Source organism: Nocardia sichangensis, assembly GCF_047200615.1.
Taxonomy (GTDB): domain Bacteria; phylum Actinomycetota; class Actinomycetes; order Mycobacteriales; family Mycobacteriaceae; genus Nocardia; species Nocardia sichangensis.
In genome coordinates, this window is sequence record NZ_JBJZOK010000015.1 from 1 (window position 1) to 13,431 (window position 13,431).

14 protein-coding genes are annotated in these 13,431 nt (G+C 69.4%); 7 read left to right on the forward strand and 7 right to left on the reverse strand.

All coding sequences use genetic code 11. The features are described 5' to 3' along the window. Nucleotides 1-57: 57 nt before the first annotated feature. Together ACL03I_RS20980 and ACL03I_RS20985 are read right to left on the reverse strand one after the other, a co-directional pair. Nucleotides 58-687, reverse strand: a complete 630-nt coding sequence (locus ACL03I_RS20980; protein WP_379254962.1) for a DUF1003 domain-containing protein — start codon at nt 685-687, stop codon at nt 58-60. A 58-nt stretch (nt 688-745) separates the two neighbouring features. Further along, nucleotides 746-2,026, reverse strand: coding sequence for a magnesium transporter MgtE N-terminal domain-containing protein (locus ACL03I_RS20985; RefSeq protein ID WP_355077356.1), 1,281 nt, complete (start codon nt 2,024-2,026; stop codon nt 746-748). A 63-nt stretch (nt 2,027-2,089) separates the two neighbouring features. On the opposite strand from ACL03I_RS20985, the gene ACL03I_RS20990 reads away from it, so the two are divergent. From ACL03I_RS20990 to ACL03I_RS21000, 3 genes are read left to right on the forward strand one after another with little or no spacing between them, the layout of a single operon-like run. Continuing rightward, complete coding sequence (locus ACL03I_RS20990) at nt 2,090-3,046, forward strand: HpcH/HpaI aldolase/citrate lyase family protein (RefSeq protein WP_412806777.1); 957 nt, start codon at nt 2,090-2,092, stop codon at nt 3,044-3,046. 12 nt (nt 3,047-3,058) lie between these two features. Continuing rightward, nucleotides 3,059-3,550, forward strand: coding sequence for a YflT domain-containing protein (locus ACL03I_RS20995; protein WP_039800517.1), 492 nt, complete (start codon nt 3,059-3,061; stop codon nt 3,548-3,550). Between the two features lie 3 nt (nt 3,551-3,553). Next, nucleotides 3,554-4,135: a suppressor of fused domain protein gene (locus ACL03I_RS21000; RefSeq protein WP_355077352.1), complete on the forward strand. Its 582-nt coding sequence runs from the start codon at nt 3,554-3,556 to the stop codon at nt 4,133-4,135. Between the two features lie 12 nt (nt 4,136-4,147). Here ACL03I_RS21000 and ACL03I_RS21005 read toward each other — a convergent pair whose 3' ends face one another. Then, nucleotides 4,148-5,239 carry a magnesium and cobalt transport protein CorA gene (locus tag ACL03I_RS21005; RefSeq protein ID WP_355077388.1) on the reverse strand — a complete coding sequence of 364 codons (1,092 nt, stop codon included), beginning with the start codon at nt 5,237-5,239 and terminating at the stop codon, nt 4,148-4,150. Nucleotides 5,240-5,314: 75 nt separating this feature from the next. On the opposite strand from ACL03I_RS21005, the gene ACL03I_RS21010 reads away from it, so the two are divergent. The 4 genes from ACL03I_RS21010 to ACL03I_RS21025 all read left to right on the forward strand — a co-directional run bounded on the left by ACL03I_RS21010 (nt 5,315) and on the right by ACL03I_RS21025 (nt 9,728). Beyond that, nucleotides 5,315-6,169, forward strand: coding sequence for a PHP domain-containing protein (locus ACL03I_RS21010; protein ID WP_355077350.1), 855 nt, complete (start codon nt 5,315-5,317; stop codon nt 6,167-6,169). Then, complete coding sequence (locus ACL03I_RS21015; RefSeq protein WP_355077348.1) at nt 6,166-6,432, forward strand: hypothetical protein; 267 nt, start codon at nt 6,166-6,168, stop codon at nt 6,430-6,432. Before ACL03I_RS21010 ends, ACL03I_RS21015 begins: the two co-directional genes overlap by 4 nt. 51 nt (nt 6,433-6,483) lie before the next feature. Then, on the forward strand, nt 6,484-8,025 hold the full coding sequence (locus ACL03I_RS21020) for an FAD-binding protein (RefSeq protein ID WP_355077347.1): 1,542 nt from the start codon (nt 6,484-6,486) through the stop codon (nt 8,023-8,025). 506 nt (nt 8,026-8,531) lie between these two features. Next, nucleotides 8,532-9,728 carry an NAD(P)-dependent malic enzyme gene (locus ACL03I_RS21025; RefSeq protein WP_397280326.1) on the forward strand — a complete coding sequence of 399 codons (1,197 nt, stop codon included), beginning with the start codon at nt 8,532-8,534 and terminating at the stop codon, nt 9,726-9,728. Between the two features lie 113 nt (nt 9,729-9,841). Here the strand turns inward: ACL03I_RS21025 and ACL03I_RS21030 are convergent, their stop codons facing one another. From ACL03I_RS21030 to ACL03I_RS21045, 4 genes are read right to left on the reverse strand one after another with little or no spacing between them, the layout of a single operon-like run. Next, nucleotides 9,842-10,570, reverse strand: a complete 729-nt coding sequence (locus ACL03I_RS21030) for an ABC transporter permease (RefSeq protein WP_412806778.1) — start codon at nt 10,568-10,570, stop codon at nt 9,842-9,844. After that, the gene (locus tag ACL03I_RS21035) at nt 10,567-11,235 is read right to left on the reverse strand and encodes an ABC transporter permease (RefSeq protein ID WP_412806779.1); all 669 of its coding nucleotides are present in this window, start codon (nt 11,233-11,235) and stop codon (nt 10,567-10,569) included. Before ACL03I_RS21035 ends, ACL03I_RS21030 begins: the two co-directional genes overlap by 4 nt. A gap of 49 nt (nt 11,236-11,284) precedes the next feature. Then, a complete protein-coding gene (locus ACL03I_RS21040) occupies nt 11,285-12,433 on the reverse strand; it encodes an ABC transporter ATP-binding protein (protein ID WP_356969741.1) in 1,149 nt (382 codons plus the stop codon). A gap of 13 nt (nt 12,434-12,446) precedes the next feature. Beyond that, on the reverse strand, nt 12,447-13,331 hold the full coding sequence (locus ACL03I_RS21045; RefSeq protein ID WP_412806844.1) for an ABC transporter substrate-binding protein: 885 nt from the start codon (nt 13,329-13,331) through the stop codon (nt 12,447-12,449). Nucleotides 13,332-13,431 lie beyond the last annotated feature (100 nt).

Below are 13,431 nucleotides of genomic sequence, written 5' to 3' on the forward strand. Positions count from 1 at the left end.
GGGAGCGGCCGTCCGGGACATCCCCTGCCCAGGCCGCTCTGGACAACGTTGTCCAGGTTACCCACCAGTCAGGTCCTTATTCGGTATTTCCGGTTGATCACTGGTTACCGACGGTGAAACCGATGCCGGAGCGGGCTTTCGGCCGAAGCTTTTCTTGCGGCCGCCCTTTCCGGCGCTGTCCGTCCGGCTCTCCGGATCCGGGGATTCCGCGTACTCCATGCGGTCCAGAATTTCTTTCAGCTCTTCCAATTCCCGGCGCAGGTAATCGCGCGTGGCCACTTCGCCGACCGCGATGCGCAGCGATGCGAGTTCCCGGGCCAGGAACTCGGTGTCCGCCTTGGTCTGAGCGGCCCGCACCCGGTCCTCCTCCAGGGCGACCCGGTCCCGGTTGTCCTGCCTGTTCTGCGCCAACAGGATCAGCGGCGCCGCGTAGGCGGCCTGAGTGGAGAACGCCAAGTTCAGCAGGATGAACGGATACGGGTCCCAGCGCAGCGTGACCACGAAGATGTTCACCAGGATCCAGACCACCACCACGATCGTCTGGACCGCTAAATACCGACCGGTCCCCAGGAATCGTGCCACCCGCTCGCTGCTGCGGGCCAAAGCCTCGGCGTCCCATTCCAATCGGAACCGGCTTTCCACCGGCGTCTCCAGCCGTTGGCGGGCCCTGCTGTGACCGAGCCGCACGCCCGGGTCGTTCTCGCTCACGGTGTGTCCTTTCGGGCGTGCGCGGGGTCGTGCGGGCTCACGCTCCGCCCCGTTCGTCGGTCTCTTCCTGGTCGCGCCAGTCCTCGGGCAGCAGGTGGTCGAGGACGTCGTCGACGCTGACCGCGCCGAGCAGGTGATTCTCCTCGTCCACCACCGGTCCGCAGACCAGGTTGTAGGTCGCGAAGTACCGGGTCACCGCGGCCAGAGGCAGTTCGGGACGCAACGTCGACAGATCGGTGTCGAGGATCCCGCCCACCAGGTGGGCAGGTGGTTCGCGCAGCAACTGCTGGATGTGCACCGAACCGAGGTAGCGGCCGGTCGGCGTAGCGGTGGGCGGACGGACCACGAACACCATGGAGGCCAGCGCGGGAGTGAGGTCCGGGTTGCGCACGCGCGCCAGAGCTTCGGCCACCGTCGTGGAGGGGGTGAGAATGACCGGCTTGGGCGTCATCAAGCCGCCCGCGCTGTAAGGGGAGTGCTCGAGCAGCCTGCGCACCGGCTCGGACTCTTGCGGGTCCATCAGGGCGAGCAGCGATTCGGCTTCGCCCTCGGGCAGTTCGCCCAGCAGGTCGGCGGCGTCGTCGGGGTCCATCGCCTCCAGTACGTCGGCGGCCCGGCGCACCTCCAGGTGGCTGAGCAACTCGACCTGCTCGTCGTCGGGCAGTTCCTGCACCACGTCGGCCAGACGTTCGTCGTCCAGCGCGACGGCCACCTCGATCCGCCGTTTCTCCGGCAGCTCGCGCAGTTGCTGCGCCACGTCGGCCGCGCGCATGCCCTCGAACCGTTCGAGCAGTTGCGTCACGTCCTGTCCCGGCCTGCCGATCTCGTGGGGCGTCAGGCCGGACACCCTGGTCCAGTCCACCACGTGCACCGTGCGCCTGCGGCCAAGCCTGCGGTGCCCGCGCACGGCCACCCTGCTGACCAGCCAATCCCTGGAACGCGCCTGTTCGATGCCGAGATCGGCCACGTGGACGTCCACGCCGGCCAGGTCGGGCAGGTCGGGGTCATCGACCCGCACCATCGAGTCGACGATCTGCGCCAAGGCGAGCATCTCGCCCGGTCGCTGGGTGAAACGGCGCAGGCTGACCGTTCCGGTGTTCAGCGTGACCACGCCGGGCTCGATCGCGGTGATCCGCAGGATCGGCACGAAAATGCGCCGCCGGGTGGGCAGTTCGACGACCAGGCCGTGCACGCGGGGCTGCTGGCGGTCGGACCGCACGGCCACGACGACGTCACGAATCCGGCCGATAGACTCCCCGTCCGGTCCCAGTACCGCCAAACCGGCCAGCCTGGCGACGTACACCCTGGTAGCTGCCATGCTGCCAAGGCTAGATGTTCGCGCGCGGGTGTTCGCATCCCGCCACGATCGACGGGAGTGATCATGAAGCCACGCCGTTCGGTGCTCGCGTGCCCGGGCAGCAACCCGAAGATGATCGAGAAGGCCAAGACGTTGCCCGTCGACGAGGTGTTCCTCGATCTGGAGGACGCGGTCGCGCCGGTCGCGAAGGCCGAGGCGCGGGCGAACATCGTCGCGGCGCTGAACGACTCCGGGTGGGGAACGCAACTGCGGGTGGTCCGGGTGAATGACTGGACCACCGAATGGACCTACGCCGACGTCATTTCCGTGGTCGAGGGCGCGGGCGCGCGGCTGGACGCGATCCTGCTGCCCAAGGTGACCGACGCGGGCCAGGTGCGCGCGCTGGACCTGCTGCTGACCCAGCTGGAGAAGACCTGCGGCTTGGACGTCGGACGGATCGGCATCGAGCCGCAGATCGAGAACGCTGTGGGACTGCGCGACATCGACGCGATCGCCACCGCGAGTCCCCGGGTGCAGACCCTGGTCTTCGGCCCGGCGGACCTCATGGCCAGCATCAACATGCGCACGTTGGTGGTCGGCGAACAGCCGGAGGGCTACGACACCGGCGACGCCTACCACCACATCCTGATGACCATCCTGCTCGCCGCCCGCGCCCACGGCCTCCAGGCGATCGACGGCCCGTACCTGCAGATCCGGGATGTGGACGGCTTCCGCCGAGCCGCCGCGCGCACAGCCGCGCTCGGGTTCGACGGCAAGTGGGTGCTGCACCCCGGTCAGATCGAGGCGGCCAACGAGATCTTCAGCCCGCGGCAATCGGACTACGACCGCGCCGAGGAGATCCTGGACGCCTATGCCTTCCACACCTCGGCGGCGGGCGGCGCCCGCGGCGCGGTGATGCTCGGCGAGGAGATGATCGACGAGGCCAGCGCCAAGATGGCCCAGGTGATCGCGGAAAAGGGCCGCGCCGCCGGAATGACGCGCACCACGCGTTTCACACCACCGCGGGATGCGTCGGAATAGCAGAATGGAACTATGACGAATCCCTTGGGGAACTCGAGCCGTGCGCGGCAGGCCCTCCCGACGCCTCCGTCGGGCTGGCCGGTCGGCTCCTACCCGACCTACGCCGAGGCGCAGAAGGCGGTCGACTATCTGGCCGACAACCAGTTCCCGGTGCAGGACGTGACCATCGTCGGTGTCGACTTGATGCAGGTCGAGCGGGTTCTCTACCGGCTGACCTGGGGCAAGGTGATCGGCGGCGGCGTGGTGTCTGGCGCCTGGCTCGGCCTGTTCCTCGGTCTGCTGCTGAGCCTGTTCACCACCAGCGGCGCGCTGGGCCCGCTGATCGTCGGCTTGGTCGGCGGCATCATCTTCGGCCTGATCTCGACCTCGATCCCGTACGCGGCGACCAGGGGTCAGCGCGACTTCGCGTCCACCATGCAATTGGTGGCTGGCCGCTACGACGTGCTGTGCGATCCGAAGTCGGCCGAGCAGGCACGGGACATGCTCGCGCGGCTGGCGATCTGACGTATGGAAGTGCTGGAGACGGTCCGCACCGAGGTGCTGGGCCATTTCGGTGTGGACGCCGCGAACGTCGACGCCGCGTCGGTTACTTTTCTGGGCTTGGAGCCGATCGAGATCCTGCGCATCGTCGAGGACGATCTGGTGCACTACGTGACGCTGGGCGGCAGCAGGCATCCCATGGGCGATCCCACCGCGGTGCACGCCGACCCGGTGCGCGGCCCGCGCGCGGAACTCGTGCTGACGTTGCGGTCCGGTGTGGGAGCCAGCTCGGGCCTGGCCAAGTCGCTCGGCGTGCTCGCCGCGGCGCCGGTCGTGGAAGGTGTTGTGCTGCAAGCGGACGCGCTGATGGATCTGGGTGAGCCGATGTGGCGCGACGCGCCGTTCACCGCGGTTCTGCTCGGTGAGAGCGACATTCCCGAGGTGCCGCTGCCCGAGCCGGCCGAGCCGGTGCGGTACTTCGCGGTGACGCCGGTGACCGCGACCGAGGCGGCCTGGGTCCGGGTGCGGGGCGCGCAGGCGTTGCGGGAGGCCTGGCAGGAGGCGGGCATCGATGTGCGCGACCCGAGGCGCGGCGCCGCCAGCTTGTGATGCCCAGCCCGGCTACAGCCACTTGTTGCGGCGGAAGGTGAAGAACAAGCCGGTGCAGATGGCGAGGATGAGCACCCACACCATCGGATAACCCCAGACCTGGTGCAGTTCGGGCATGTGGTCGAAGTTCATTCCGTAGATGCCCGCGATCATCGTCGGCACGGCAGCGATCGCCACCCAGGCCGATATCTTGCGCATATCCGTGTTCTGCTGCACGCCGATCCGGGCCAGCGCGGCGCTGATCAGCGCGCTGAGCGCCTCGTCGAAGTCGTTGATCCGCTCGGCCACGGCGGCGTGATGCTCGGCGACATCGCGCAGGTAGCGCCGGACCTCCTTCGGCACCGGCAGATCGGTTTTGCGGCTGAGCTGTTCCAGCGGCGCGGCGAGCGGATTCACCGCGCGCCGCAGCTCGACCACCTCGCGCTTGAGCTGGTAGATGGATTCCACCGTGACCTTGCTGCGCGGGGTGAAGATCTCCTCTTCCATCTCGTCGATGTCGTTCTCGACCGACTGGGCCACGTCGATGTAGGAGTCCACGATCCGGTCGGCGATCGCGTGCAGCACCGCGCCCGGTCCGAGGGCCAGCTGCGCGGAGTCCTCCTCCAGCGCCTTGCGTACCTCGGCCAGTCCGGAGTGCTCACCGTGCCGGACGGCGACCACGAAGTCGGGACCGGTGAACACGATGATCTCGCCGGTCTCCACGATCTCGCTGACACTGTTCATCTCGTGCGGGACGTAGCTGACCGTGCGCAACACCAGCAGCAGCGAATCGTCGTAGCGCTCCAGTTTCGGCCGCTGGTGCCGTTGCAGGGCGTCGTCGGTGGCGAGCTGGTGCAGGCCGAACGTCGCGGCGATGTCTTCCATCTGCGTCTGGTCGGGATCGTGCAGGCCCACCCAGACGAACCCGTTCGGCTCCTCGCGGGCTCGCGCGAGTGCGGCCTTGTGGGTGAACCGTCCGGGCAGACGCTTTCCGTCCACGTACACGGCGCAGTCGACGATCGCCTGCGCCGTCGGAACCGGGATGAACCGCTGCTCGGACTGCGACGGCGTCCGGCCGGATCCACGAAGCGAGGAAAGCGGAGAAAAGGACGGCACGCTGACGATGCTACGTCGCCGCAGGCCGGCGGAACGTCGCCTGCGCGTGCGGGGGGACGGCGCAGCACTGTAAGACTTGAAGGCGTGCGCATCGACCTGCATACCCATTCGACCGCGTCCGACGGCACCGATACTCCGGCGGAACTCGTACGGAACGCGGCCGCCGCGGGCCTGGACGTCGTCGCGATCACCGATCACGACACCACGGCCGGATGGTCGGAAGCGGTCGACGCGCTGCCGAAGGGGCTGACGCTGGTCCGCGGCATGGAGATGTCCTGCGTCGGCCTGGGGGAGGATGGCTGGCCGGTGCCCGTACATTTGCTGGCTTACCTGTTCGACCCGACCCATCGCGGCTTCGCCGAGGAACGTGAGCGGCTGCGCGCCGAACGGGTGGAACGGCTGCGCGCCATGGCCGAGCGGATGGCGGCCGACGGACTGCCGATCGATCCGGACGCCGTGCTGGCCTCGGCTGGGCCGTCGGCCGGGCGCCCGCATCTGGCCCGGGCGCTGGTCGCCGCGGGCGTGGTGCCCAGCGTGGACGCGGCGTTCGACGAATTGCTCGCCCCGCACGGTCCCTACTACGCCGAGAAGGCCGACACCCCGCTGCGTCGCGCGGTGCAGATGATCGCCACCGCGGGCGGAGTCAGCGTGCTGGCGCACACCAGGGCGCGCAAGCGGGGCAGGCTGCTCGCCGTCGACGACATCCGGGAGCTGGCCGCGCTCGGGCTCGGCGGCCTGGAGATCGCGCACCCGGACCACTCCGCGGCCGACCGCGAGCTGCTCACCGATCTCGCCGCGGAACTCGGCCTGCTCACCACCGGTTCATCGGACTATCACGGCACAAACAAGACCATTCGGCTCGGCGAGTTCACCACCGACGCAACGCAATTCGAGAAGCTGGTGGGCAAGGCCTCCGGCGTGCCGGTGATCGCCGCGTGAGATTCGTGCGCGGCCTCAGCGGCGTCGTCGCCGGTGGCGTCGTGGTGGGCATGCTGGTCGTGGTCGGCGCCGCGGTCATCGCGCAGCGGCGCGGCTTCCCTGGTCCCGGTGCCGAATCGGTGGCCTGGCACGTGGCGGCCGCGGTGGTCGCCCTGGCGGCGCAGATATATTCGGACCGGCATCGTGGTTCGGCCGCCTTTACCGGTTCGATGATCGTTTTTCTGGCTGCTGGACTATTGCTGTGGACGCAATGGTGGAGCTGACTCCCGAGTTTTGGTTGCGGGCCGATGAATTGTGCCCGAACATTTTTCTTTATGACCGAACTCGAGACGGATGTACTGGTACTCGGCGGTGGTCCCGCCGGTACCTGGGCGGCCGTCTCGGCCGCCGCGGCCGGCGCCACCGTGGTGCTCGTCGACAAGGCGCGCTGCGGGTCGAGCGGGCCGACGGCGTACGGCGCGATCTCGCTGTGGCACCTTCCGCCCGGCCCGGCGCGGGACGAGGCGGTCCGGCGCGGGCACGCGCACGGCGGCGCGCTGGGTGATCCGGACTGGATGCACCGCGTGCTCGAGGAAAGTCATCAGCGGGTCGAGCAATTGGCCCGCTGGGGCTATCACATCGCCGGTGACCCCGCGGGTCCGGCCAGGCGGCGCAGCTATCTCGACGGTGCTCGCTACCTGCGGCGAATGCGCCGCGCGGTGCGGGAAGCTGGGGTCCGGGTACTCGATCATCACCCGGCGTTGCAACTGCTGGTCGACCGCGACGGCGTAGTGCGCGGCGCCACCGGACTGCGCCCCCACGACGGGTTCGGGCGCTGGACCGTGCGCGCGGGTGCGGTCGTGGTGGCCACCGGTGGCTGCGCGTTCCTGTCCGGGGCGGCGGGCACCGACGTGGACACCGGCGACGGTCTGTTGTTCGCCGTGGAAGCGGGCGCCGAGCTGTCCGGGATGGAGTTCTCCTGCGCCTACAGCCTGATTCCGCCAGGCAAGGCCGAGCCGACCGCGCTGCGGAATCTCGCCTTGCGGTACGCCCCGCTCTACGACGAATCCGGCGTCGAGCTGCCCGGGCATCGCTCGGCGGCGCTCGCGGCCATCGCCGATGGTCAGCGCGTTTTCGCCGCCCTGGACGACGTACCGGTGGCCCTCCGGTCCCGGCTGGCGCGCCATGGCTTCGTCGACCGTGCCGAACGGGTGCCGCTGCGCGCCGTGCTGGAGGGCACCGTGCGCGGCACCGGCGGACTGCGCGTCACCGGACCGGAATGCGCGACCACCGTCGCGGGCCTGTTCGCCGCGGGCGACGTGGTCAGTCGCGAGCCGCTCACCGGCGCGGTGAGCGGATTCGGCGGACTGAGCGCGGCGTGGGCGATCGCTTCCGGCGTCTGGGCGGGCGCGGGCGCGGCGAAATTCGCCCGGACGACGGACCGGCGTGCCCCGGCGCGCGAGGTGACCGGAGCCGGGCTCAACGCCGTGGCGCGGATCGATCCGAGGGCGGTGGTCGGCCTCGTCCAAGAGCACACTCTGCCGTTGCGGCGCAGCTACTGGCGCAGCGCGGGCAGCCTGCGCGACAGCATCGGCGAACTCGACGGCATGTGGCCCGGGGCGGAATTCGACCTCGGCGGCAGCGGCGCCGACCTGCTGCGGGCCCGGCAGGCCGCCGCGCTGCTCGCGGTGGCGCGCTGGACCAAATACAGCGCGCTGACGCGCACGGAGAGCCGCGGCATGCACCGCAGGACCGATCATCCCGGCGCGTCCGACACCTGGCGGACGCGACTGATGTCCGGTGGTGTGCGCAGCGTGTGGGTGCGCCCGGACGCGCAGAGGACGATGCCGGAGCAGCCCCGCGATATCGTCGCTTGACAGAGCGCCGCCGGGCGGCGCTCGGCCCGCTGGTACTCACACCGCCGCCGCCCCGAGCGGTGCGATCGCTCACCGCGCGCGACTGCTGAACGGGGAGTTTCCGCTTACCTGAGGGTAATTCCCGCCCCATAACGTTGGGTGATGGAGCGCGACACGGCCCAGGGGGTAACCGGTTTGGCAACTTGCCTACCGGACTGGCAGAATGTGTCGGATTCCTTGCCTCCGCCACCGCCGGGTGAGGGAATCACGGAGGTCTCCGCCTCGCCGACGTACCGTCGCGACCCGCGAGATCGCACCGCACGTTCTGTCCGGGCGCACCCGCTCGGTTCTGCTTCGCGGATCAGTGCCGCGCCCGCCATCGAGAACTCGGCAAGTCGCGTTCGCCGCTCGCAGCCAGCTCGAAACGCACCGGTCAGCGCACCCGATGAGCGTCGTGAAACCCCTTATACCCATTACCCGGTGGTAACCGTCCCCCGGTTTAGCCCGACCCGAGCAGGAGTGAAATCGTGTCACCTGTGACTGATGCACCGAATTCCACGGCAAGCTTGTCCGAAATCACAAACGACGAAATTTTCGCGGGACATCTCGGCGGCAAGCTCTCGGTCGAACTCAGTGCGCCCCTGGAGACCCAGCGCGATCTGTCGATCGCCTACACCCCGGGCGTCGCCCAGGTCAGCCGCGCGATCGCGGAGGACGAGGCGCTGGCCAAGCGCTACACCTGGACCGATCGGCTCGTGGTCGTGGTCAGCGACGGCACCGCCGTGCTCGGCCTCGGTGACATCGGCCCGCGCGCCTCGCTTCCGGTGATGGAGGGCAAGGCGGCGCTGTTCAAGAAGTTCGCCGGGCTGAATTCGATCCCGATCGTGTTGGACACCAAGGACGTCGACGAGATCGTCGAGACGCTGATCCGCCTGCGGCCGAGCTTCGGCGCGGTGAACCTGGAGGACATCTCCGCGCCGCGCTGCTTCGAGATCGAGAAGCGCGTCATCGAGGCGCTCGACTGCCCCGTGATGCACGACGACCAGCACGGCACCGCCATCGTGGTGCTCGCCGCGCTCAACGGCGCCGCCAAGGTGCAGGGCCGCGGCATCGAGGGCCTCAAGGTCGTGGTGTCCGGCGCGGGCGCCGCGGGTGTCGCGTGCACGAACATCCTGCTGGCCGCCGGTGTCCGCGACGTGACCGTGCTCGATTCGAAGGGCATCGTCGGCGCCGACCGCGGCGACCTCAACGAGGTGAAGGCCGAGCTGGCCACCCGCACCAACCCGCGCGGCCTCACCGGCGGCGCGGCGGAGGCGCTGGCAGGCGCCGACGTGTTCCTCGGCCTGTCGGCCGGTCTGATCGCCGAGGAGCTCATCGCGTCGATGGCTCCGGAGGCGATCGTGTTCGCCATGTCCAACCCGGACCCGGAGATCCACCCCGAGGTGGCGCGCAAGTACGCCGCGATCGTGGCCACCGGCCGCAGCGATTTCCCGAACCAGATCAACAATGTGCTCGCGTTCCCCGGCGTCTTCAAGGGCGCGCTGGACGCGGGCGCCCGGCGGATCACCGAGGGCATGAAGATCGCCGCCGCCGACGCCATCCTCAGCGTCGTCGCCGACGAACTCGGCCCGGACAAGATCGTGCCGAGCCCGCTGGACCCGCGGGTCGCTCCGGCCGTCGCCGAAGCGGTCGCCGCCGCCGCTCGCGCCGAGGGCGTCGCGTAACGCCACCGCACGCCAGCCGAAGGGCGCCCATTCGACCGCGAATGGGCGCCTTTTGCGTGTCGCGGCCGAGTAAGCGCCTCGCGTCACCGACGACTGAGCGGACACGTGGAGAGCTAGTTGGGCACGGTGGCTCGGTCCTGGGTCGATAGCGGAGCAGATTGCGCGGCCGGGGTCGGGCGACGCAACCGGCCGGTTCCCGGCGCGCTGGCCCACGCCGCGAAGGCCAGCAGCCCGTCCAGCAGCATCGCCAGCACCGCCACCAGCAGCGCGCCGACCAGCACGCGGTCGTAGCGGTAGAGGCTGATGCCGTCGAAGATGTAGCGGCCCAAGCCGCCGAGGTTGACGTAGGCGGCGATCGTCGCGGTGGCCACCACCTGGAGGGTCGCGCCGCGCAGCCCGGTGAGCAGGATGGGCAGCGCGTTGGGCACCTCCACTCGGAACAGGATCTGCCGTTCGGTCATGCCCATGGCGCGCGAGGCGTCCACGACGTCGGCGGGAACGTTCGCGATTCCCGCGTACGCGCCCGCGAGCAGCGGGGGGATGCCGACCGTGATCAGTGCCAGCAGCGGCGGTATCAAGCCGAGGCCGAGCAGCAGCACCAGGAAGGTCAACAGGCCGAGGGTGGGCAGCGCGCGCATGGCGTTGGCGAAGCCGACCAGCACCGCCGCCCCACGCCGGGTGTGGCCGATGATCAGGCCGAGCGGTACGGCGATCACCGCGGAGACGGCGACGGTCAGGAAGCTGTACCAGAGGTGCTGAACGATGCGGCTCCCGATGCCCGACGGACCGCTCCAGTTGGCGCCGTCGGTGAAGTAGTGCCAGGCGTCGAGGAAAAGGTTCATGCCGCAGTGCCTTTCGCCCTGACGGTCCTGGCGTCCGCGCGCACCCAGGGCGTCGACCAGCGGCCCAGCGCGTACACCACCCGGTCGGCGACCAGCGCGAGCGCGAGCGTCACGATGATGCCCGCCATGATCTCGTCCGGATAATCGCGCTGGTAGCCCTGGGTGAACAGTTTGCCGAGCCCGCCGACGCCGATCAGCGCGCCGACCGACACCATCGCGATATTGGTCACCACCACCACCCGCAGACTGGATACGAAGACCGGCACGGCAAGTGGCATATCCACGGTGAGCGTGCGGCGCAGCGGGCCGTGGCCCACCGCGTCGGCCGCGTCGAGCACCGTGCCGGGCACCGAGTCCAGAGCCGCCGGGACCGCGATCACCAGCAGCGCCGTGGAATAGATGGTGAGCGCGATGATCACGTTCAGCGGGTCGATGGCCGAGATGCCGACGAGCGGAGGAATGATCACGAACAGCGCCAGCGACGGAACGGTGTAGGCCAGGCTCGCGGCGGTCACCGTGACCCGGCGCAGCCACGCCGCTCGCCGCACCAGCGCGCCGACCGGGACCGCGATCACCAGGCCCAGCAGTAGCGGCACCAGGGCGAGATAGAGGTGGGTCGCGGTGATTCCCATGATCTCCGAGAAGTTCTCGACGAGGTATCTCATGCCGCTCTCCGGATTCCGGCGTGCACGACGCCGTCTCGCTCACGTCCGTTCACGGCACTCGTTCTTCGAAGAAGTGCCGGTTGCGTTCGGCGTCTTCGTGGGCGCGCTGCCCGGCCAACTGCTCGAGCACCTCGGTGGCCAGCACTCCGCCGCGTACCGCACCGGCGCCGTCGACGGCGACACCGATTCCGGATGGCGAGGAGATCGCGGCGTCCAGCGCTTGGCGCAGGTCGCCGGACGGGGTGAACAGCGAACCGCCCGCCGACATGCTGTCCGACAGGGCGCGGCCCGCGCGGAATCCCTCGACGCCGGTGACGTCCATCCAGCCCACCGGCTTGCGGTCGGTGTCGACCACCAGCACCCACTCGCCCGCGTCGAGTCGCAGTTCGCGCACCTCGTCCGTGACAGCCGTCCGGATCTCGTGCAGCGGAATCTCATTCGCGGACCGGAAGGACAATCCGCGGTAACCGCGGTCGCGGCCGACGAAGTCGGCGACGAAATCGGTGGCGGGCTGGGCGAGCACGCGTTGCGGCGCGTCGTACTGCTGGAGCACTCCGCCGCGTCCGAACACCGCCACGCGATCGCCGAGCGTGATCGCCTCATCGATGTCGTGTGTAACGAACACGATGGTCTTGTGCAATTCCGCCTGCAACCTTTGCATTTCGACCTGCAATTCGGCGCGCACCACCGGGTCGACGGCGCTGAACGGCTCGTCCATCAGCAGGACCGGCGGGTCGGCGGCCAGCGCGCGGGCCACGCCAACGCGCTGCTGCTGACCACCCGACAGTTGCGCCGGATACCGCTGCGCCAGCGAGCGATCCAAGCCGACCCGGTCGAGTACCTCGAGCGCCGCGGCACGGGCGGCCCGGCGCGAGTCGCCGCGCAGGACCGGAACGGTCGCGACATTGTCGACGACCGTCCGGTGCGGCAGCAGTCCGCCGCTCTGGATGACGTACCCGATCCCGAGGCGCAGCCGGACCGGATCGACGGTCGAGACATCCTGCCCGGCAATGGTGATCGTCCCCGAGCTGGGCACGATCATGCGGTTGATCATTCGCATCGAGGTCGTCTTACCGCAGCCGGAAGGCCCGACGAACACGGTGAACGACCCGGACTCGATGCGCAGATCCAGGTCGGTGACGGCGTGCGTGCCGTCCGGATAGGTCTTGCTGATACCGGAGAATTCGATATCGGACACCGAATCTCCCTCCCTAGCCGACCGGCTTGTTCAGCCCCTTGGCGGCGACCCAGGCCGCGGCGGCGGCCTTGGGCTCGGTCTTGCCGGTGCCGGAGACCGCCTCGTTGAGCTTGATCAGTTCGGCGGTGGTCAGCTGCGCGGATACCGCGTTCAGCGCCGCGAGCGCCTTGTCCGACTTCTTGCTCGCGTTGAGCAGCGGCACCACGTTTTGCGGGGGGAAGTTGTGCTTCGGGTCGTTCAGCACCACGAGGTCGTTCTGCGGGATGGCGGGCGAGGTGGTGAAGATATCGGCCGCGGTCACCTGGCCCTCGACCAGCGCGCGAACCGTCGCGGGACCGCCCCCGTCGGCGATCGGCACGAAATTGCCCGCCGCGACATCCAGGTTGTAGTTCTTCTTCAGGCCGGGCAGACCGCCCGCACGCTCCTGGAATTCGGCGGGCGCGCCGAATTTCACCTCGGCCGAGTGCGCGGCCAGGTCGGCGATCGTGCTCAGGTTCCAGCGCTGGGCGGTGGCGCGGGTGACGACGACGGCGTCCGAGTCCTCGCCGGGCGCGGGCGTGCCGATCGCGAGATCGGAACCGAGCGCCTTGCCGAGCGCGCTGTTCACGTCGGCCGCGCTGGTGGCGGTGGCGTTCTTGTCCAGGTACTGCAGCAGATTGCCGGTGTACTCGGGGATCACCGAAATGGCGCACTTCCGCAGGGCGGGAAGGTAGGCTTCCCGGCTGCCGATGCCCAGCTTGGTATCCACGCTGAAGCCGTTGGCGCGCAACACTTCCGCGTACACCTCGGCGATGGTCTCGGACTCGGGGAAGTTCGCCGAACCGACGGTCAATCCGTCTCCCGAACAGCTGCCGCTTGTGGCGAGTGGATCGGAATCGCCACAAGCCGACAGGGCCATCGCGACGGCGAGGGCGGTCGCGGCGGCGAGGATACGGGCGCCGCGCAGTGCGACGCGCGCGGCGGGGTGCCGGTGCGCGGCGGCACCGGGGGTGCGGGTG

Excerpts from the sequence above, each read along its gene's own strand:
- ACL03I_RS20990 (WP_412806777.1), top strand. The coding sequence starts at position 2,090 with ATGAAGCCACGCCGTTCGGTGCTCGCGTGCCCGGGCAGCAACCCGAAG.
- ACL03I_RS21000 (WP_355077352.1), top strand. The coding sequence starts at position 3,554 with ATGGAAGTGCTGGAGACGGTCCGCACCGAGGTGCTGGGCCATTTCGGT.
- ACL03I_RS21020 (WP_355077347.1), top strand. The coding sequence starts at position 6,484 with ATGACCGAACTCGAGACGGATGTACTGGTACTCGGCGGTGGTCCCGCC.
- ACL03I_RS21035 (WP_412806779.1), bottom strand. The coding sequence starts at position 11,235 with ATGAGATACCTCGTCGAGAACTTCTCGGAGATCATGGGAATCACCGCG.
- ACL03I_RS21030 (WP_412806778.1), bottom strand. The coding sequence starts at position 10,570 with ATGAACCTTTTCCTCGACGCCTGGCACTACTTCACCGACGGCGCCAAC.
- ACL03I_RS20995 (WP_039800517.1), top strand. The coding sequence starts at position 3,059 with ATGACGAATCCCTTGGGGAACTCGAGCCGTGCGCGGCAGGCCCTCCCG.
- ACL03I_RS20985 (WP_355077356.1), bottom strand. The coding sequence starts at position 2,026 with ATGGCAGCTACCAGGGTGTACGTCGCCAGGCTGGCCGGTTTGGCGGTA.
- ACL03I_RS21045 (WP_412806844.1), bottom strand. The coding sequence starts at position 13,331 with ATGGCCCTGTCGGCTTGTGGCGATTCCGATCCACTCGCCACAAGCGGC.